Raw genomic sequence first — 19,128 nt, 5'->3', positions numbered from 1 at the left:
GCGGATCTCTCCGCGGTTGTGGCGAGTTACTTCGAGGTGACCTTGCAGTCGGCGCCGGCGAGCGCACCCTGCGCGCCGGCAACGGCGCCGACGTTGTCGAGGATGTTGTTGCCGCACGCGTTGAGGTTCGCCTTGACGACGTCCTGCGCGTTCACCAGGCCGTTCTGGATCTGCGGGCCGCCGTGGCCGTCACCCTTGTCGGTGATCTTGCAGTCGGCGCCGGCGGCGGCGACCTGGTTGCCCATGATGCCGAGGACGTTGCTCAGGACGTTGTTGCCACAGGCGTTGGCGTTGATGTCCGCCACGTCCTGCAGGTTGACGAGCCCGTTCTGGATCTGCGGGCCACCGGGGCTGCTGTGACCGCCGTGGCCCCCCCAGCCACCGTCGTGGCCGCCGCCGTTGTAGTCCCCCGCGAACGCGAGCGGGCTGATCGCCAGCATGCCTGCGGCGGCAACGGCAATCGTCAGTCCGGCCTTCTTGATCACGACTTTCTCCTCCTACGACTTCGATTCCGACCATCAGCGGCGAATCGGCGGACACTAGGGGGAGCCAATGTCCGAGCGATTTCCGATGCTCGGCGGGAGCCCCGATCGGGCGTCCCACTGTCGAGTACAACGGGCCGGCAATCAGGATGATCTGCGGCCATGCAGGTGAATGGCGAAGATCAACGTTGCGTGATGTTCATGTCCCCGATTGGGCCGAACGCGTGACACGACCGTGTGGTCTAGCCGTGCTGGGCCGAGTGGCGCAACGCTCCGTCGAGATGGCCGGTCATCCGCCGAGCCCCGAGGTGTCCCCGGAGCACCGCGGGAGCCGTGACGCATCCCCTGCACAGAGCGACGACGATGTCGACCGGTTCCTCACGGACGAGTACGTGCCCAGTGCGGCGCCTTCCCCCGCGAGGTGGCCGACGCGGGGCGCGCCCTGCTGTGGGCGGCGGCCACCGGCTGCGGCCCGCACGATCACGCGTCGTGGACCCGGCCCGTCGTCCGCCTCGACGGGTCGCCGACGAGCCGTTCCGCGCCGCCGCGACCGCTCCGGGGCTGCACTCCGCGTTCGACCGGCCCGTCGGAGCCGGCCGGTGGGTGCCCCGCACCGGGTCGGACGTGGCCCGTCCGCTTCCCCACGCCGACGACACGGCCGACGCCGGCTGTCACATCGGGGCGAGCGTCGCCGGTCCGACCGGGGAGATGCGCCTCGGCCTCGCGTCCCGCGGGCGCGCGCTGCTGATGCTTCCTGTTCTCCGACATGGGAGAACACGACGCCTCCATTCGGATCAGGGTCGGTTCGCACCGCGACCTGCCGATCCACGGCCCCGCCACCGCCGGCACCCGCCCACCCGCTCGACCGGCGAGCACGACTCATCCCCCGGGGAGCAGGCGATGCGCGCCGCCCCGCGGCTATGGACACGGAGGGCGTTCCGGACCTTCCCCGCGCAGCCCGACCTGCTATCAGGGCGTGTCCGACCGTGTGGCATCGTTCGCGCTGCGTGATTGCGGGGAAGGAGAACGGTGAAGGTCGTTTCGATCATCAACCACAAGGGCGGCGTGGGGAAGACCACGCTGACCGCCAACCTCGGCGCCGGACTCGCGGCCCGCGGCAACAAGGTCCTTCTCCTGGACCTCGACGCCCAGGCCAGTCTCACGGTGTCCTTCTTCACCCAGAACGAGTGGACCGACGGGCTGCTGCCCAGCCGGACCATCAAGCACTGGTATGACGGCATCGGCACCGGCGATGCCATGGACAGCCCCGCCCAGCTCGTGGCGTCGCCGCCGCGCGTGCAGGACAAGCTGTCGCGCAGCAAGGGCCACCTGGACATCATCGCCGCGCATCGCGACCTGTCGGATGTGGAGACCCAGCTCGCCGCACAGCTCATCAACGACCCGCACCGGTTCGCCGACCTGCACAGCAGGCTCCGCATCGCGCTGGCCCACAAGTCGCTCGGCGAGTACGACATCGTCCTCATCGACTGCGCACCGAACTTCGGCCTCATCGCCAAGAACGCGGTGGCGGCCAGCGACATGCTGCTGATCCCGACGAAGCCGGACTACCTGTCCACCAACGGGATCGACTCGCTCGGCCTCAAGATCCGCTCCTTCACCGAGGAGTACAACGAGCACGGCGAGACGCGCATCCAGCGCCCGCCCGCGGCCGTCGTCTTCACGATGGTGCAGAGCCACGACGGCGAACCCATCGAGGCGCAACGCAGCGTGATCAGCCGCATCGAGGCCCGTCAGGTGCCGACCTTCACCACCACCATCCGTGACAGCAAGGCGGTGTACGGCCCCGCCCCGGAGCACGGCGTGCCCGTGATCCTCGGCGGCACCGGCCGCGCCGCCACCCGCGAGCTGCGTGACCTCGTGTCCGAGCTCTCCGACCGCCTGGAGACGATCGCCGCATGACCGGGCCCGCCGCCGACGCCGCCCTCCGCCACGCCACCGGTGTGCTGAACTCGCTGACGCCCGAACAGCTCGCGGACCTCGCCGCGGGCCGCGCGCGCCTGGTGTTCCGGCCGGAGCCGCCCGCGACGCGGCGCACCCGCCGGCCGGTGACCCCGGAGCCGGAGCGGTCGTCGGACGTGGCCACGGCCGTCGAGACGATCAACCGGCTGGCCGACCCCGCCGAGGTCGACGACTACCTGCGCCGTCACGACGGACGCTTCACCCTCCCGGTGCTGCGCGAGATCGCCCGAGGGCTCGGCCCGACGGTGCGCGCCAACGGCCGCAACAAGACCGAGCTGCGCCGCGACATCGTGGCCGGTACCGCCGGCTACCGCACCCGCAGCGCGGCGATGTCCGGCGGCGCCTGGTCCTGACCGGGCCCCAGAGGTCCTGGTCAGACCTCGCGGTCGGGCCGCAGCGGGCTGCGCTCCCCCGCCTCGATCGCCACGGCCAGCGTGTTGCCCTCGGGCGGCAGCGGGCAGGTGGCGTGGTCGGTGAACGCGCACGGCAGGTTCGTCAGCCGGTTCAGGTCGACGGTGAGGCTGCCGTCCTCGGCCGGGTCCTCGGTGCGCACCGAACGCCCGCCCGGGTAGGTCGACACGCCGTTCGTGGCGTCGCGGAAGTGCAGGGACAGGCCGCCCTGCTTGCCCGGCAGGGCCACGAGTGCGTGCTCCTGGCCGTCGAGTTCGAAGCGGACGACACCGACCGCCGTGAGGTGGTGCTCGAGACCGTCCACGACAGCGCCCACCGTGATCGGCCGCGGCTCGGAGTAGGGCTCGAACCGCCCGTGCAGCAGCCAGCGCACGTCCACCGGGAACGTCGGCACTCCGGTGAACGCGGTGCGCGTGACCGCCTCGGGGTCGCGGACGCGCAGCGCGTGGGCGTCGGTGCGGCGCGCCACCTCCACGATCTTGTCGCCCGCCTCGATGAGCGTTCCGGGAAGGCCGTCGACGGGGTGCAGGGTGATGGTGCCGTCGATGCGGCGCGGCTCGCGGACGGCGCGCACGACGAGACCGTCGGCGGCGGTGGCGGTGACCACGACGCCGTCCGGGGATGCGCTCCACAGACCGGGCAGGCCCTCGACGGCGGACGGCTCGGGGGTCAGCCACTGCAGCGCCGTGAGGCTGAGCCAGCCGTGCGGGGCGCGCAGCTCGTCCTCGCGCGCGGCGTGCCAGGCGGCCCAGGGGATGTGCAGATCCGAGATCGTGCTCGTCATGGTCCCTCCAACGTCGGAAAGGGTGGGATTCATGCCGCGACCACCGCGTCGGTCCAGGCGTCGGCGAGCAGCTCGGTACTGCGCACCCGGTCGGCGTGGTCGGTGGTGATCGTCGTGACCAGCAGCTCGTCGGCCCGGGTGACGCGCGCGAGCGTCCGCAGCTGCTCGACGACGGTGGCGGGCGAGCCGACGAACTGCGTGTCGACCCGGTCCTGGACGGCGCCGCGCTCGGCGTCGGTCCAGTCCCGGGCCCGCGCCTGCTCCGGCGTCACGTACGGCTGCGCACCACGCCCGGTGCGGATGTCGAGCACCCACTGCGCGTAGGGAGCGGCCAGCTCGCGGGCGCGGTCGTCGGTGTCGGCCACCACCACGTCGGCGGAGACCATGACGTGCGGCCGATCCAGCCGCTCCGACGGCCGGAACGCCTCGCGGTAGGCGGCCACCGTCTCGAGCACCGTGCTGGGCTGCACGTGGTAGTTCGCGGCGAACGGCAGGCCGCGCGCCCCCGCGGTCCGGGCGCTGGCGCCGGGGTTCGACCCGAGCACCCACACGTCGATCTCGGCGCCCTCGGCCGGCAGCACGTGCAGCGGCGAGCCGTCGGGGCGCCGGGCGGTGCCGCCGAACCAGGCCAGCAGGTCGCCGACCTGGGCGTCGTAGTCCGGCGGAGTGTCGTCGGCGCTGAAGCCGAGCATCGTGGCGTACTCGGCGTAGATCGACGGGTCGCCGACGAACCGGGCCGGGGCCGGCACCAGCAGCCCGTCGACCACCCGGGACTCCGCAGGCGGGGTCGGCCCGCCGCTGCTCTGCTCGGTGCCGTTCCGCTCGGTGCTGTTCTGCTCGATGCCGGTCTGCTCGGTGCCGGTCTGCTCGGTGCCGTGGACGAGCCGGAGGATCCGGTGCAGGTCGAACCGCCCCAGCCCCAGGTCGACACGCCCGGGGTGCACCGCGGCGATCGTCCCGAACTGCTCCGCCACCTGCAGCGGGGGCGTGTTCGGCAGCAGCGCCGCCCCGGAGCCGACGCGGATCGTCGACGTCGCCGCGGCGATCAGCGCCGCCAGCACCGGCGTGGACGACGACGCCAGGCCCGGCACGAGGTGGTGCTCGGCCACCCAGTACCGCAGGTAGCCGGCACGCTCGGCCACCTGCGCGAGGTCGACGGAGTTCCGCAGCGCGTCGCCCGGAACACCGCCGGCCGGCACGGGTGAGAGGTCGAGGACCGAGAGCGGGACGGTCATGGCGCCGCCGCCACCGCGGGCCCCGAGGACTCCGCGGGCAGCGTGTCGTCGACGGCCCGGCGCAGCGGACCTGCCAGGGGGCGGCCGGGGATCGCGGCGCGCAGGGCCGGGTCCACGTCGGCCTGGAACCGGCTGGGCGTGCGGCCCGTGATCGGGCCGGGCCCGCTCGAGACCAGCGTCATGACCAGGAACTTCATGCGGACTCCTTCACGTGCTCGGGCGCGTCGAAGAGCCGGTCGAACAGGTGGGCCGGTCCCGAGGATGCCCGCAGATCGGCGAGCAGGTCCAGTACCTGCGCCCGGTCGCAGACGCCGGGCACAGGTCGGGAGCGGAACCGGATTCGTGGCTTGCACCGCTCCGGGTTGACAGAACCGTTCGCGCTCACGCAGTCTCCTTTCCATGTGCGCGCGGGTACTGGTCTGTCGACGACACGTCGACCTCCTCCGCGTCTGCTCGGCCGCCTGTCGCTGACCAGGCCGTTCTCGTATCCCGAGACACCGACGGCGTACCACCCCGCAAATGTCCGCTCATTTCTCCTTCCGTTTCCCAGGAAAGGCCCTGCCGTGCCCGAACAACTGCCGCCCGAACCGCTGAAATTCGCCTACTGGGTGCCCAACGTGAGCGGCGGGCTGGTCACCAGCACCATCGAGCAGCGCACCGACTGGGGCTACGACTACAACAAGAAGCTCGCGCAGATCGCCGAGAACAGCGGCTTCGAGTACGCCCTCTCGCAGGTGCGCTACATGGCGAGCTACGGCGCCGACCACCAGCACGAGTCCACGAGCTTCTCGCTCGCGCTGCTGCTGGCCACCGAGCGGCTCAAGGTCATCGCGGCGGTGCACCCCGGGATGTGGCAGCCGGCCGTCCTCTCCAAGTGGGTCGCCACCGCCGACCACCTGTCGAACGGCCGCATCGCGGTCAATGTCGTCAGCGGCTGGCTCAAGGCCGAGTTCACCGCGCTGGGCGAACCGTGGCTCGAGCACGACGAGCGCTACCGTCGCAGCGCGGAGTTCATGCAGGTCCTCCGCGAGATCTGGACGCCCCGCGACACCGAGGTCGGCGCCAACTTCCAAGGCGACTTCTACCGGATCCACGACTACGACCTGAAGCCCAAGCCGCTCGACATCCCCGGCCGGGCGCACCCGGAGATCTTCCAGGGTGGCAACTCCAGCGCCGCCCGCCGCAACGGCGGCCGCGTCGCGGACTGGTACTTCAGCAACGGCAAGGACTACGAGGGCTTCTCCGAGCAGGTCACGGAGGTTCTCGCCCACGCGCAGGACGCCGGTCGCGCCACCCCGCCGCGCTTCGCGCTCAACGGCTTCATGATCGCCCGCGACTCCGAGAAGGAGGCCCGCGAGACCCTGCGCGAGATCATCGCCAAGGCCAACAAGCCGGCCGTCGAGGGCTTCCGCGACGCCGTGCAGCAGGCGGGCGCGTCCACCGGCAACAAGCAGGGCATGTGGGCGGACTCCTCGTTCGAGGACCTCGTCCAGTACAACGACGGCTTCCGCACCCAGCTCATCGGCACGCCGGAGCAGATCGCCGACCGCGCCATCGAGTACAAGCGCCGCGGCGCGGACCTGCTGCTCCTGGGCTACCTGCACTTCCAGGAGGAGGTCGAGCACTTCGGCAAGCACGTCCTCCCGATCATCCGCGAGAAGGAGGCCGAGCTCTCCGAGCGCGCGCCCGCCCTGGTCGGCGGCTGACCCACCTGCCCCACCCGCTCCACCGGTGACGGCCGGGGCCTGCGCGCCCCGGCCGTCACCAGGCTCTGCACACCGATACGCGCCGCCCAGAGCCGCGACGCCCTGCCGAAGGACCTCCCTGTGTACCCGAAGCACCTCACCCGTCGGCGTCACGTCGACCTCCTCCGCTCGGTGTCCACCGCCTGTCGGTGACCTCGCCCCGCGGCTCACGCACGGCGTGAGCCGCCCGTGGCTGTCGACGCCCATCGGGCGCGCCCACACCCCTTCATGATCACCAGCCCGGTGCACCGGCGGCCGCATGTCGCCGCGAACGCACCGGAGCCGTGATCACCACTGCTCGGCCCAGGTCGTGACGCGCGCCGCGCGGCGGCCTGTTCGGCCCTGCCCGAAACACGAGAGGTACTTCTGTGACCACGCTCGAGAAGCGCCCCACCGCCGCCCCCGACTGGTCGGCGGCACCCACCCCCGACTCCCCCGAGGCCTGGCTGGCCCGCGCCCGCGAGGTGCGGGCGATCCTCGCCTCCGACGCGGCCGCTCGCGACAAGGCCGCCGAGACCCCGTACGCCGAGGTCGCCCTGCTCAAGGACGCCGGTCTCGTCACGCTGCTCGGCCCCACCGCCGAGGGCGGCGGTGGCCAGGAGTGGCCGCTCGCCTACAAGGTGGTGCGCGAGGTCGCCGCGGGTGACGGCTCCGTCGGGCAGCTGCTCGGCTATCACTACCTGTGGTTCTGGGCGGCCCGTCTCGTCGGCACGGAGGAGCAGATCGCCGCCGTCGAGGCCGACGCCACGCGCAACCGCTGGTTCTTCGGCGGCGCGGTGAACCCGCGCGACTCCGACGTCCAGATCCGCGACGAGGGCGACCACATCGTCTACTCGGGACGCAAGTCGTTCTCCACCGGCAGCAAGGTCTCCGACGTCACCGTGCTCGAGGGCGTGCTGACCGGCACGGACACGCACGTCTTCGCGATCGTGCCCAGCGACCAGCCGGGCATCACGTTCCACGACGACTGGGACAACATCGGCCAGCGCCTCACCGAGAGCGGCAGCGTCACGATCGCCGACGTGCAGGTGCCGTGGGAGGCCGCAGCCGGGTTCGTCGACAGGACGTTCCAGCCGCGCGTCTACAACACCCTCAACGTGCCGACCATCCAGCTCGTGTTCGTGAACTTCTACCTGGGTATCGCGCGCGGGGCCCTGGAGGAGGCGATCGAGTACACGCGCACCCGGACGCGCCCGTGGCTGCACGGCGGCCAGGAGCGCGCGGTGGACGAGCCGTACCAGCTCGACCTCTACGGCGACCTCGCGTCCAAGCTGTGGGCGGTCGAGGCGCTGGCCGACCAGGTGGCAGAGGAGGGGCTCGCGATCCACCATGACGCAGCAGGAGTGACCGAGCAGCAGCGCGGCGAGCACGAGGTGCGCGTCGCCGCGGTGAAGGCGCGGGCCACCGACGTGTCGCTGGAGATCACCAGCACGGTGTTCGAGGGCCTCGGCGCGCGGGCCACCGCGGCCGCGCTCGGGTTCGACCGCTTCTGGCGCAACGTGCGCACGCACACGCTGCACGACCCGGTGGCCTACAAGCGCCGCGAGGTCGGGGCGTTCCTGCTGCGCGACGAGCTGCCCGAGCCCACCTGGTACAGCTGACCCTCAGCCCACCCGGGAACGGGCCCCGCCGGCGAGACCGGCGGGGCCCGCCCCGGGCGGCAGCACCCTCGGCAGGAAGCGGCCGGTGCGGGCGGTGTAGCCGGCGTACGCGTCGCCGTAGACGGCGGTGAGGCCGGGCTCGCGCACGGCCCGCACCTGCACCTGCACCGCCACGACGAGCAGCACGGTGGCCAGCACCGCGAGCACCGTCGGGGCCATCACGAGCGTGCCGGCGATCGCCATGACGATCCCGGTGAGCCCGGGGTTGCGCACCCGCGCGTAGAGGCCGCGGGTGGTAGCGGGATCGGCGCTGTCGCCGCGTCCGGAGACGACCTGGGCCTGCGCCGCGAGCAGCAGCGCCACCCCGAGCAGGGCCAGTCCGGCACCGACGACGGCGACCCCTGGGTCGGCGACCAGCGGGATCGGCTGGATCAGGTCGGCCGCGACGAGGAGCGGGGCCGCGAGCCCGAGCACGAAGGCGGCGGCGAAGAGCACCCGCGCCCACCAGCCGATGGAACCGGGCCCGCGCGTGTCGCGGTGGATCGCCTGCCGCACCGGCGACGCCTCCCGCACCCGCCTGCTGCCCAGCACCCCGAGCACGATCGCCGCACCCGCGATGACGAGCGCGATCCAGCCGGCCAGGTGGTGGTTCAGCGCCGCGGACACCGTGGGCCACACGGGCTGCCCGGTCACCTGCGGGATCGCCTCGACCGCGAGCCACACCCCGAACACGAAGAACAGCGCGGCTGCGCCGAGCTTCACCGCGCGCTCCGGCATCCGCTTGCCGAGCTGCCGGCCGACGACGATCGCGAGCGCGTCGGCCGCGACCATGCCCAGCGTCGAGCCGAGCCAGACCCCGAACCAGCCGTACTGGGTGGCGAGGGTGATGGTGGCGAGCATCGTCTTGTCGCCCAGTTCGGCCAGGAAGAACGCCACCGACGCGGCCACGACGGCCGAGCCGCCCGAGCGCTGCGCCTTCGTCGCCTCCTCGTCAGAGAGCGAGTCGCCCCGCAGCGTCCATGCGCCGAACCCGAGGAACGCGACGGCCGCGACGAGCGAGATCCAGCCGGTGGGCAGCGCCGCACCCAGTCCGTAGCCGACGGCGACGGAGATCAGGTGGACCACCGACGTGGCGATGGTGATGCCCGCGAGCACGGGCCACGTGCGGTAACGGGTGGCGAACGTCAGGGCCATGAGCTGGGACTTGTCGCCGAGCTCCGCGACGAAGACCACCGCGGTGCTGACGGCGAACGCCAGCAGGAAACCGTCCATGAACGATCGAACCCCTCGACCTCGGACCGGATCGGGGTACGGGGACCTCGACCCGGTGCACACCGGATCGAAGGTCTCGCTCGCCTGGTGGCGCAGGCCGTGCGGCCGGGCGCCGCTGGGGGCGCCAGTATGTCGACCGCGACGTTGGGAGCTACTCCCCTTCGCGGCCACGACCGTACTACACGACCATCGGAATCGTGACAGTCAGGCCGGTCACACTCCGCTGGGCCCCGCACGATCTACCGTCGGGGCAGACCCGACCCGGAGGAGACCCCATGCCCGAAGCCGTCATCGTCGACGCCGTCCGCACCCCGATCGGCAAGCGCAAGGGCTCGTACACCGACGTCCACGCGGCCGACCTGTCCGCGGCCGTACTGCAGGCGCTCGCGCAGCGCACCGGCATCGACCCCGAGCTGGTCGACGACGTGCTGTGGGGCTGCGTCAACCAGGTGGGCGACCAGGCCGCCCAGATCGGCCGGTACGCGGTGCTCGCGGCGGGCTGGCCGGAGTCGGTGGCCGCGGTGACGATCAACCGGGCCTGCGGGTCGAGCCAGTCCTCGTTCGACTTCGCCGCCGGCATGGTGCTCGGCGGCCAGTACGACCTCGTCGTCGCGGGCGGGGTGGAGACGATGACGCGCGTGCCGCTCGGGGCGGGCCGCGATCTCGGACGCCCGTACGGCCCGCTCGTGCGCGAGCGCTACAAGGCGGACCTGACCAGCGGCGAGTTCCCGAACGGCGACTTCAACCAGGGCATCGGCGCGGAGCGCATCGCGAAGGAGTGGGGCTTCTCGCGTCGTCAGCTCGACGAGTACTCGGCCCGGTCGCACGAGCTCGCCGCGGCCGCCACGGACCGCGGCGACTTCGCCGGGCAGCTCGCGCCCGTGCCCGGCGCGGAGCTCACAGCCGACGAGGGCCTGCGCCGCGGCACCACCGCCGACACCCTCGCGAAGCTCAAGCCGTCCTTCACCGAGGACGGCGTGATCCACGCGGGCAACGCCTCGCAGATCTCCGACGGCGCGTCCGCGGTGCTCATCGCGACGCCCGAGCGCGCCGCCGAGCTGGGCCTGACGCCGATCGCGCGCTACCACGCCGGAGCGGTCAGCGGTGCCGATCCGCTGCGCATGCTCACCGGCCCCATCCCCGCCACGGCCAAGGTGCTCAAGCGCGCCGGCCTCGGGGTCTCCGACATCGGCGCGTTCGAGGTCAACGAGGCCTTCGCCCCCGTGCCGCTCGCGTGGCAGGCCGAGTTCGGTGCCGACATGGACCGGCTCAACCCGCTCGGCGGCGCGATCGCGGTGGGCCACCCGCTCGGGGCGTCCGGCACCGTGCTGATGACGCGGCTCGTGCACCACATGCGCGAGCACGACATCCGCTACGGCCTGCAGACGATGTGCGAGGGCGGCGGCACCGCGAACGCGACCATCGTGGAGCTGATGCGCTGACGGCCGGCCCACGTGGCGCTGTGGCGGCGCAGACCGATCAGCACCGGCAGCGGGTCCGTCCCCGCGGCCACCCCGATGCGCCGCTGCAGCAGCCGCCAGGCGCGTTCGCGGGTTCTCAGCGCACCGGACGGACGAGCCGCTCGGCGGCCACCACCACGGCGGCCCGGCGGCGCGCGAGTTCGTCCTCGCCGGCGTCCGACGCGGTGAGCATGCGGGCGAGCTGCGGCACCACGCCCCACCACGCGGCCATCGCGATGAGGAAGTAGACGACGTCGCCGGGGACGAGGGCGTCGTCGAGCACGCCGCTGCGCTGGGCCTCGGCGATCACGGCCACCTTCTCCCGGTAGTGGCCCGTGCGCGTCAGCTCGTCGGGAACCGCGCCGGTGTCGGCGAGCCCCTCCCAGTGCAGCAGGCGGGACAGCTCGGGGTGGGTCACGTGGTAGTCGAAGGTACGGCCCACGTAGTCGCCGACGTCCTCGACGCGGGCCACCCGCATCGGCACGGCTTCGGCCACCTTGGCCAGCTCCACGCCGAGGACCACGACGAACAGCTGCTGCTTGTCGCCGAAGTAGTTGTAGATGCGCTCCTTGTTGACGCCGGCACGCGCCGCGATGCGCTCGACCGTGGTGCCGTGCAGGCCGTGGGCCGCGAACTCGTGGGTGGCCGCCTCCTGGATCCGCCGCCGGGTCTCCTCGGTGTTCCACGCCACGTTGGCCACCCTACTTCCAACGGCAACGTTGGAATGCCGCCGGAGGTCGGCTAGTTTCCAACGGGGACGTTGGAAACCGAGGGGGAGCCATGCCCGACACCACGACCACGACGGGACCCGGCCGCGGGCTCGTGCTGCTGCTCGCCGTCGTCACCGGCGCGGCGGTCGCGAACATCTACTACGCCCAGCCGTTGCTCTCGGTCATCGGCGACGGCTTCGGCAGCACGGCCGGGGCCGCGGCGCTGCTGGTGACGGCGTCGCAGCTGGGCTACGCGGCGGCTCTCGCGCTCGTGGTGCCGCTGGGCGACCTGCTGGAACGCCGTGCCCTGGTGACGGTGCTCCTCGGTCTCACGGCTGCCGGACTGGTCGTCGCCGCGGTGGCGCCCACGTTCCCGGCGCTGGTCGCGGCCGTCACCGCCGTCGCGGTGACGTCCGCGGTCGCGCAGATCGTCGTCCCGCTCGCGGCGTCGCTCGCCCCCGACGCGACGCGCGGGCGCGTGGTCGGCACGGTGATGAGCGGCCTGCTCATCGGGATCCTGGTGGCGCGGACCGTGGCGGGCGGGCTCGCCGAGCTCGGCGGCTGGCGGCTCGTCTACGGGCTCGCGGCCGCCGTGATGGCCGTACTGGCGGTGGTGGTGCGGCTGCGGCTGCCCCGCGTCCAGCCGGAGCAGTCGCTGTCCTACGGGCGCCTGCTGGGCTCGGTGGTGGAGCTCGTGCGCTCCGACGCGGTGCTGCGCCAGCGGATGGTGCTGGGCGCGCTCGGCATGGGCGGCTTCACGATCCTCTGGACCGCGCTCACGTTCCTGCTGTCCGGGCCCGGCTACCGGTTCGGCGAGGCCACGATCGGGCTGTTCGGCCTCGCCGGGCTGGCCGGGGCGGCGGCCGCGCCGTTGGCCGGCCGCCTCGCCGACCGCGGGCACACCGGGCGCGCGGTGACCGGCGCGTTCGTCGTGCTCGTCGTCAGCTGGGTGCTGCTCGGCGTAGGCGCGTGGTCGCTCGTCGCGCTCGTCGCGGGGATCGTGCTGCTCGACCTGGCCCAGCAGACGCTGCAGATCAGCCACCAGAGCGCTATCTACGCGCGGGCGCCGCACGCGCGCAGCCGCGTGACCACGGCCTACATCGTGTCGTGCTTCCTCGGCGGCGCGGCGGCGTCGGCGGCCACGTCCGCGGTGTACCCGATGGCGGGCTGGGCGGGCGTCGTCGTGCTCGGGGCGGCCATCGCGGTGTTCGGCATCCTGTTCTGGCTGGTCAGCGAGTACCTGCTGCGCCGGAGTGCGCGGAGAACCGACGACAACCGCGAAGCGATTCCCAGGAGCCGCTCAGCAAGCTCCCAGACTCGAGGCGAACACTGGGCGCCATGAGCGACGAGCAGAGGGAGCAGGGCCGGGACGCGAGCGCTCCGACCGACAGCTCCCGCACCGACCAGCACCCCACGCCGTCCCCGGCCGCGTCCGCCGACGCCACCGCGGCACACGAGCAGCCCGAGCAGCCGACCACGGTCCAGCCCGCGGCCGAGCAGCCCGCCCCGAACGCCCCCGCCCCGAACCAGGGCTACCCGGGGCAGGGCTATCCCGCCCCGTCCTACGGCGGACAGGGGTACGGGGCAGGGGGTTACGGGGCACAGGGGTACGGGGCAGGGGGTTACGGGGCACAGGGTTACGGGGCACAGGGTCACGGGGCAGATCCGTACGGCGGCCAGCCCTACCCCGGCCAGCCCTACGCGAACGGCACCTACGGTGGCGCGCCCACCTCCACGGCAGCGGGCCAGGAGCGCCCCGCCGACCACGGCGACACGGCCCAGTTCGCCGCCGCCTCCGCCTCCGGCTCCGGCCAGGACAAGCCCGGTGAGACGCCCGCCGCGGCCGGCGGATGGCCCTACGCTCAGCAGTCCTATCCCGCCTACGGCGGTACCTCGGTGGTCGAGAAGCCGCGCAAGCAGCGCACCATGTCCGGCATCGTCGCGGCAGCCGTGATCGCCGGCATCCTCGGCGGTGGCCTCGGCTTCGGCGGCGCGTACGCGCTGCTCGACAACGGCGGGTCGGGCGCCACGCTCACGCAGTCGCCCGCCTCGGCGGCGTCCAACGCCGCCAGCACCGTGCCCGGCTCGGTGGCCGCGGCGGCGGCGAAGGCCATGCCCAGCACGGTCGACATCCAGGTCAACCTCGCCCAGGGCACGGCCGAGGGCAGCGGCGTCATCCTCACCGCCGACGGCGACGTGCTCACGAACAACCACGTCGTCGACGGCGCCACCGGCCCGATCACGGTGACGCTCGCCGACGGCAGCACGCACCAGGCCACGGTGCTGGGCACCTCGCCGAGCTACGACCTCGCGGTCATCAAGCTGCAGGGCGTCTCCGGGCTCACCCCGGCCTCCCTCGGCGAGAGCTCCAGCGTGCAGGTCGGCCAGCAGGTCGTCGCGATCGGCTCGCCGCAGGGCCTCACCGGCACCGTCACCACGGGCATCATCAGCGCGCTCAACCGCACGGTCTCCGTGCAGAGCGAGAGCACCGGGGCCGGCGTCGTCTACAACGGCCTGCAGACCGACGCCCCGATCAACCAGGGCAACTCCGGCGGTCCGCTGGTGAACCTCGACGGCCAGGTCGTCGGCATCAACTCGGCCATCGCCACGAGTGGGTCGCAGAGCACCGGCAGCATCGGCCTCGGCTTCGCGATCCCGGTGGACCAGGCCAGCCGCGTCGCCCAGGAGATCATCAAGTCCGGCTCGGCCACCAAGCCCGTGCTGGGCGTGCAGGGCAGCGTCGGCGGGCAGCCCGCCGCGGGCGACGGCGCCACCATCGCCGCGGTCCAGGCCGGGTCCCCCGCGGCCGCGGCCGGGCTCAAGGCAGGCGACGTCGTCACGAAGGTGGGCGACGCGCGGGTGCAGGACTTCTCCGACCTCGTGGCCCGCATCGGCGCCAACGCGCCCGGCGCGCAGATCAGCCTCACGGTCACGAGCGGGGGGGCGACGAAGACGGTCCAGGTCACGCTCGGCAGCCAGGCCGACAAGGCGGCCAGCACCGGCACGGGCGGCGAGACGAACGGCAACCCGTTCAGCGGCAACGGCAACGGCGGGTCCGGAGGCCGTGGCAACCCGTTCGGCAACCTCAACCCCTTCGGCGGCGGCAACTGACACCCTACGGGGCGCATCACAGACGGACCGGCCAGGCGCTACCTCCCTCCACCGCCCGGCCGGTCCCCCCGGTGTCCGGGTGATCAGGCCAGCCAGGCCCGGATCTCGTCGCCGTCGGCCCCCAGCGCGGGCGGGCGGCGCCGGTAGCTCGGGGGTGTGGCCGAGTACGTCACGGGGTTGCGCACGCCCGGCACCCCGCCGGGTGCCACCACGGGCTCGAGCCCGAGCCGGTCGGCCAGCTCGATGCCCTGCTGCACGGTGTTGATCGGCCCGCACGGCACCCCGGCCGCGGTGAGCACCTCGAACCACTCCTGCGCGGACCGCGCGGCCAGCCGTTCCAGCAGCAGCACGCGCAGCTCGCCACGGTGGACGTTGCGCTCCCCCATCGACCCGAAGCGGGGGTCCTCGAGCAGCTCCGGCGCCCCGATCGCGCCCACCAGCCGGCGCCACTGGTTGTCGTTGGCCGCGATGATGATCAGCTCGCCGTCGCCGGTGGGGAGCGGCTCGTAAGGGAACAGGCTGGCGTGGGCGTTGCCCATCCGGCGCGGCACCACGTCGGCCGCCAGGTAGGCGGAGGTGTGGTTGACCAGTCCCGACAACGCCGCCGACAACAGGTTGGTCTCCACGTGCTGGCCCTCGCCGGTGCGGTCGCGGTGGCGCAGTGCGGCGAGGATCGCGATGGCGGCGTGCAGCCCGGTGGTGACGTCGAACAGCGCCACGCCCGCCTTCGTCGGCTCCCCGTCCGGCTCGCCCGTGACGCTCATCAGGCCGGACGTGGCCTGGGCGAGCAGGTCGTAGCCGGGCAGGGCGGCGCCTGCCGCGGTGCCGAACCCGCTGATCGAGCAGTAGACGACGCCCGGGTTGGCCGCCGACACCGTGGGGTGGTCGAGCCCGAACCGGCGCAGGCCGCCGGGCTTGAAGTTCTCGATCATGACGTCGGCGCGGGCGGCGAGGCGCTGCGCGACGGCGAGATCAGCCGGGTCGCCCAGGTCCAGCACGATCGAGCGCTTGTTGCGGTTGATCGACAGGTAGTACGTCGCGAGCCCCTCGACCGGCCCCTCGCCGGCGACGGGCGGCGTCCACGTGCGCGTGTCGTCGCCGGTGGGCGGGCCCTCCACCTTGATCACCGTGGCCCCGAGGTCGGCGAGCAGCATCGTCGCGTAGGGGCCGGCGAGGATGCGGGAGAAGTCGGCGACGACCACCCCCGCGAGCGGTCCGGTCGCTGTCCTGACGTCGTCGTCGATCACGTCCCGATGAGAACACAGTTCGTAGCAGTCAGGGCTGCCTGTTCGGGGTTAGGGTCGGGCATCCGATCACCGAGCCGGGAGGACTGCATTGTCCGAAGAAACCGCGCGGTCCCAAGAAGCCGCGTTGTCCGAAGAAGTGGTGCTGACCGAGCGCGACGGCGGGGTCCTGGTGATCACCTTGAACCGCCCGAAGGTGCGCAACGCCGTCAACGGGGCGCTCGCGCACGCCGTCGCCGCCGCGCTCGACGAGCTCGACGGCGACCCCGCGCTCACCGTCGGCATCCTCACCGGGGCCGGCGGCACGTTCTGCTCCGGCATGGACCTCAAGGCGTTCCTCACCGGTGACATCCCCGAGGTGCCCGGCCGTGGCCTGGCCGGCATCACCACCACCCCGCCGGACAAGCCGGTCATCGCCGCGGTGGAGGGCTACGCGCTGGCGGGCGGCTGCGAGATCGCGCTGGCCTGCGACCTGATCGTGGCCTCCCGCGAGGCGAAGTTCGGTCTCCCGGAGACCAAGCGGGCGCTCGTCGCGGGCGCGGGCGGGCTGTTCCGGCTCCCGCAGCGCATCCCGCGGGCCATCGCGATGGAGTACGCGCTCACGGGCGAGCACTTCAGCGCCGAGGACGCGCACTCATGGGGCCTGGTCAACCGGCTCACCGAGCCCGGCGAGGCGCTGGTCGGCGCACTCGAGCTGGCCCGGAAGATCACCGAGAACGGTCCCCTCGCCGTCCGCGCCACGAAGCAGATCGTCGCGCACGGCGCCGACTGGCCCGCCGACGAGCGCTGGGCCCGCCAGGGCGAGCTGCTGAAGCCCGTCATGACCAGCCAGGACGCCCGCGAGGGTGCTACGGCCTTCGCCGAGAAGCGCGCCCCGGTCTGGACCGGCGAGTAGACCACCCCCACCACACCAGGAGACGTCGCATGCCTCTCGCCATCACCGACGACCACACGACGCTCGCCGAGGTGGCGCGCTCCTTCCTCGCCGGGCAGCGCGCCGCGGCCCGGGGCCTGCTCGACGCGCCCGACGAGCAGCTCCCCGCGTTCTGGAAGGAGCTCGCCTCGCTCGGCTGGCTCGGGCTGCACGTGCCCGAGGAGTTCGGCGGCGAGGGCGCGGGCCTCCCCGAGCTCGCCGTGGTGCTGGAGGAGCTGGGCCGGGTCGTCGCACCGGGCCCGTTCCTGCCCACCGCGCTCGCGTCGGCCGTCCTGGTGGAGGCAGGCACCCCGGAGCTGAAGGCGGCGCTGCTGCCCGGCCTGGCCGACGGCTCCCGCGTCGGTGCGGTGGGGCTCGCCGCCACCGAGGTGAACGGGCGTGTGGTCGACGAGCTGGTGCTCGGCGGCGGCCTCGCCGACGTCGTGCTGCTGGCGGTGGGCGACGACGTGCTCGTCGTCGAGGCGGCGGGCACCGAGCGGCAGATCCCGAAGAACGGCCTCGACCCGACCCGGCGCTCCGCCCGCCTGAGCGCCGATCCCGCCACGGCGCTCGGCCGCATCGCGGGCGGCGCGGCCGTCGCGCGGCGGCTGGCCCGCGTCCTGGCGGCGGCGGAGGCGGCGGGCAGCGCCTACGCGTGCCTCGACATGGCCGTGGCCTACGCCAAGGACCGCACGCAGTTCGGACGCACCATCGGCACGTTCCAGGCCGTCAAGCACCACTGCGCGAACCTGCTGCTCGACGCCGAGCTCGCCGTGGCGTCGGCGTGGGACGCGGCCCGTGCGCCCGCCGGCACCCCCGAGGCGGAGCTAGCGGCTGCGCTCGGCGCGGCGCGGGCGGTGCCCGCGGGCGTCCGGGCCGCGGAGATGAACATCCAGCTCCACGGCGGCATCGGGTTCACCTGGGAGCACGACGCTCACCTGTACCTGCGCCGGGCGATCACGCTGGAGGCGTTCGTCGCGCGCACCGGTGACGCCCCGCGCGACGTCGCGACGCTCGTGGCCGCGAACGTCCGGCGCTCCCCCGACCTGGACCTGCCGGCCGAGGCCGAGGGGTTCCGCGCGGTCGCGCGCGCGTTCGTCGCGTCGCTGGACGGCAAGGACACCGCGGCCCGGCGCGTCGCGATGGTCGAGTCCGGCTATCTGGTGCCGCACTGGCCGCCGCCGTGGGGCCGCGACGCCGGCGCCGCGGAGCAGCTCGTGATCGAGCAGGAGTTCAAGGGCGTCGACGTGCCGAGCCTCGGCATCACCGCCTGGAACATCCAGACGATCGCGCAGCACGGCACCCCTGAGCAGCTCGAGCGCTGGGTGGGGCCCGCGCTGCGCGGCGAGACCGAGTGGTGCCAGCTGTTCTCCGAGCCCGGCGCCGGCTCCGACGCGGCCGCGATCTCCACGCGCGGCGTGCGTGTCGAGGGCGGCTGGCGGGTCACCGGTCAGAAGGTCTGGACCACCCGCGCCCACCAGTCCGACTGGGGCTTCGCCACCGTGCGCACCGACTCGGCGGGGAAGAAGCACGCGGGCATCACGATGATGGCGATCGACCTGCGCAGCGACGGCGTCGACGTCCGGCCGCTGCGCGAGCTCACCGGCGAGGCGCTGTTCAACGAGGTCTTCTTCGACGACGTCTTCGTGCCCGACGACTGCGTGGTCGGCGAGGTCGGCCAGGGCTGGCGTGTGGCGCGGGCGACGCTGGGCAACGAGCGCGTCTCGATCGGCGGTGGCGGCGCGGGCACCCTGCCGATCCGCGCCTGGGACCTGCTGCCGCTGGCGGCCGCATCCGCCGACCCGCACGTGGCCGAGCGCGACGTGGGCACTCTCGTGGCCGACGAGCTGACGATGCGGCTGATGCTGCTGCGCCAGGCCGCCCGCGCGGTCGGTGGCACCGAGCCCGGGCCGGAGGGCAACCTCTCGAAGCTCTACGCCAGTGAGCATGCGCAGCGCGTCACGCGGCTGGGGGTCCGGCTGGCGGGCGCCGCCGCCGTCATGGGTCGCAACGAGCTGGTGATGCGGTGTTACCTCTACGCGCGCTGCCTCACCATCGCCGGTGGCACGTCGGAGATCGCGCGCAACCAGGTGGCGGAGCGCCTGCTGGGCCTGCCCCGCGACCCGCTCATCTCCTGACGCGGAACGCACCCCTCTCGACGGGTGCACGGTGGTCACCGA

Annotated in this window: 17 protein-coding genes; 9 read left to right on the top strand and 8 right to left on the bottom strand. The window is 73.1% G+C overall.

What is annotated here, in order from left to right; translation table 11 throughout:
* Window positions 1-26 precede the first annotated feature (26 nt).
* The gene (locus JWR81_RS12655; protein ID WP_297650862.1) at window positions 27-485 is read right to left on the bottom strand and encodes a hypothetical protein; all 459 of its coding nucleotides are present in this window, start codon (window positions 483-485) and stop codon (window positions 27-29) included.
* A gap of 1,026 nt (window positions 486-1,511) precedes the next feature.
* Here JWR81_RS12655 and JWR81_RS12650 point away from each other — a divergent pair.
* On the top strand, window positions 1,512-2,402 hold the full coding sequence (locus tag JWR81_RS12650; RefSeq protein ID WP_297650860.1) for a ParA family protein: 891 nt from the start codon (window positions 1,512-1,514) through the stop codon (window positions 2,400-2,402).
* Window positions 2,399-2,815, top strand: coding sequence for a hypothetical protein (locus JWR81_RS12645; protein ID WP_297650858.1), 417 nt, complete (start codon window positions 2,399-2,401; stop codon window positions 2,813-2,815). Before JWR81_RS12650 ends, JWR81_RS12645 begins: the two co-directional genes overlap by 4 nt.
* Before the next feature lie 20 nt (window positions 2,816-2,835).
* On the opposite strand, the gene JWR81_RS12640 is transcribed toward JWR81_RS12645, so the two are convergent.
* Genes JWR81_RS12640 through JWR81_RS12625 form a run of 4 tightly spaced genes read right to left on the bottom strand, consistent with a single transcriptional unit; the run spans window position 2,836 to window position 5,277 of the window.
* Complete coding sequence (locus tag JWR81_RS12640) at window positions 2,836-3,657, bottom strand: DUF1684 domain-containing protein (RefSeq protein WP_297650856.1); 822 nt, start codon at window positions 3,655-3,657, stop codon at window positions 2,836-2,838.
* A 29-nt stretch (window positions 3,658-3,686) separates the two neighbouring features.
* Window positions 3,687-4,892, bottom strand: a complete 1,206-nt coding sequence (locus JWR81_RS12635) for an LLM class flavin-dependent oxidoreductase (protein WP_297650850.1) — start codon at window positions 4,890-4,892, stop codon at window positions 3,687-3,689.
* Window positions 4,889-5,089, bottom strand: a complete 201-nt coding sequence (locus tag JWR81_RS12630; protein WP_297650848.1) for a hypothetical protein — start codon at window positions 5,087-5,089, stop codon at window positions 4,889-4,891. Before JWR81_RS12630 ends, JWR81_RS12635 begins: the two co-directional genes overlap by 4 nt.
* Window positions 5,086-5,277, bottom strand: a complete 192-nt coding sequence (locus tag JWR81_RS12625; protein WP_297650846.1) for a hypothetical protein — start codon at window positions 5,275-5,277, stop codon at window positions 5,086-5,088. Before JWR81_RS12625 ends, JWR81_RS12630 begins: the two co-directional genes overlap by 4 nt.
* Window positions 5,278-5,455: 178 nt before the next feature.
* Between JWR81_RS12625 and sfnG the strand changes: the two genes are divergently transcribed.
* Window positions 5,456-6,598: a dimethylsulfone monooxygenase SfnG gene (gene sfnG / locus JWR81_RS12620; protein ID WP_297650844.1), complete on the top strand. Its 1,143-nt coding sequence runs from the start codon at window positions 5,456-5,458 to the stop codon at window positions 6,596-6,598.
* 485 nt (window positions 6,599-7,083) lie between these two features.
* Window positions 7,084-8,238, top strand: a complete 1,155-nt coding sequence (locus tag JWR81_RS12615) for an acyl-CoA dehydrogenase family protein (RefSeq protein WP_297650882.1) — start codon at window positions 7,084-7,086, stop codon at window positions 8,236-8,238.
* Between the two features lie 3 nt (window positions 8,239-8,241).
* On the opposite strand, the gene JWR81_RS12610 is transcribed toward JWR81_RS12615, so the two are convergent.
* A complete protein-coding gene (locus JWR81_RS12610; protein WP_297650842.1) occupies window positions 8,242-9,510 on the bottom strand; it encodes a TMEM165/GDT1 family protein in 1,269 nt (422 codons plus the stop codon).
* A gap of 275 nt (window positions 9,511-9,785) precedes the next feature.
* On the opposite strand from JWR81_RS12610, the gene JWR81_RS12605 reads away from it, so the two are divergent.
* Window positions 9,786-10,952 (top strand): thiolase family protein, encoded by a 1,167-nt coding sequence (locus JWR81_RS12605; protein WP_297650840.1) that lies wholly within the window; start codon window positions 9,786-9,788, stop codon window positions 10,950-10,952.
* Between the two features lie 115 nt (window positions 10,953-11,067).
* Here the strand turns inward: JWR81_RS12605 and JWR81_RS12600 are convergent, their stop codons facing one another.
* On the bottom strand, window positions 11,068-11,661 hold the full coding sequence (locus JWR81_RS12600) for a TetR family transcriptional regulator (protein WP_297650838.1): 594 nt from the start codon (window positions 11,659-11,661) through the stop codon (window positions 11,068-11,070).
* Between the two features lie 89 nt (window positions 11,662-11,750).
* On the opposite strand from JWR81_RS12600, the gene JWR81_RS12595 reads away from it, so the two are divergent.
* Window positions 11,751-13,022 carry an MFS transporter gene (locus tag JWR81_RS12595; RefSeq protein ID WP_297650836.1) on the top strand — a complete coding sequence of 424 codons (1,272 nt, stop codon included), beginning with the start codon at window positions 11,751-11,753 and terminating at the stop codon, window positions 13,020-13,022.
* Entirely contained in the window at window positions 13,019-14,791 is a 1,773-nt protein-coding gene (locus JWR81_RS12590) for a trypsin-like peptidase domain-containing protein (RefSeq protein ID WP_297650834.1), read from the top strand. Before JWR81_RS12595 ends, JWR81_RS12590 begins: the two co-directional genes overlap by 4 nt.
* Window positions 14,792-14,874: 83 nt before the next feature.
* Here JWR81_RS12590 and JWR81_RS12585 read toward each other — a convergent pair whose 3' ends face one another.
* A complete protein-coding gene (locus tag JWR81_RS12585) occupies window positions 14,875-16,038 on the bottom strand; it encodes a CaiB/BaiF CoA-transferase family protein (protein WP_297650832.1) in 1,164 nt (387 codons plus the stop codon).
* 124 nt (window positions 16,039-16,162) lie between these two features.
* Here JWR81_RS12585 and JWR81_RS12580 point away from each other — a divergent pair, with 124 nt between their 5' ends.
* Together JWR81_RS12580 and JWR81_RS12575 are read left to right on the top strand one after the other, a co-directional pair.
* Window positions 16,163-16,930: a crotonase/enoyl-CoA hydratase family protein gene (locus JWR81_RS12580; protein ID WP_297650830.1), complete on the top strand. Its 768-nt coding sequence runs from the start codon at window positions 16,163-16,165 to the stop codon at window positions 16,928-16,930.
* Between the two features lie 29 nt (window positions 16,931-16,959).
* A complete protein-coding gene (locus tag JWR81_RS12575) occupies window positions 16,960-19,086 on the top strand; it encodes an acyl-CoA dehydrogenase (protein ID WP_297650829.1) in 2,127 nt (708 codons plus the stop codon).
* Window positions 19,087-19,128: the final 42 nt, after the last annotated feature.

This window comes from Pseudonocardia sp. (assembly GCF_025965585.1).
Classification (GTDB): Bacteria; Actinomycetota; Actinomycetes; order Mycobacteriales; family Pseudonocardiaceae; genus Pseudonocardia.
This window is presented reverse-complemented; position numbering and strand designations above follow the sequence as displayed.

Excerpts from the sequence above, each read along its gene's own strand:
- JWR81_RS12645 (WP_297650858.1), top strand. The coding sequence starts at position 2,399 with ATGACCGGGCCCGCCGCCGACGCCGCCCTCCGCCACGCCACCGGTGTG.
- JWR81_RS12640 (WP_297650856.1), bottom strand. The coding sequence starts at position 3,657 with ATGACGAGCACGATCTCGGATCTGCACATCCCCTGGGCCGCCTGGCAC.
- JWR81_RS12635 (WP_297650850.1), bottom strand. The coding sequence starts at position 4,892 with ATGACCGTCCCGCTCTCGGTCCTCGACCTCTCACCCGTGCCGGCCGGC.
- JWR81_RS12630 (WP_297650848.1), bottom strand. The coding sequence starts at position 5,089 with ATGAAGTTCCTGGTCATGACGCTGGTCTCGAGCGGGCCCGGCCCGATC.
- JWR81_RS12610 (WP_297650842.1), bottom strand. The coding sequence starts at position 9,510 with ATGGACGGTTTCCTGCTGGCGTTCGCCGTCAGCACCGCGGTGGTCTTC.
- JWR81_RS12605 (WP_297650840.1), top strand. The coding sequence starts at position 9,786 with ATGCCCGAAGCCGTCATCGTCGACGCCGTCCGCACCCCGATCGGCAAG.
- JWR81_RS12595 (WP_297650836.1), top strand. The coding sequence starts at position 11,751 with ATGCCCGACACCACGACCACGACGGGACCCGGCCGCGGGCTCGTGCTG.
- JWR81_RS12590 (WP_297650834.1), top strand. The coding sequence starts at position 13,019 with ATGAGCGACGAGCAGAGGGAGCAGGGCCGGGACGCGAGCGCTCCGACC.
- JWR81_RS12575 (WP_297650829.1), top strand. The coding sequence starts at position 16,960 with ATGCCTCTCGCCATCACCGACGACCACACGACGCTCGCCGAGGTGGCG.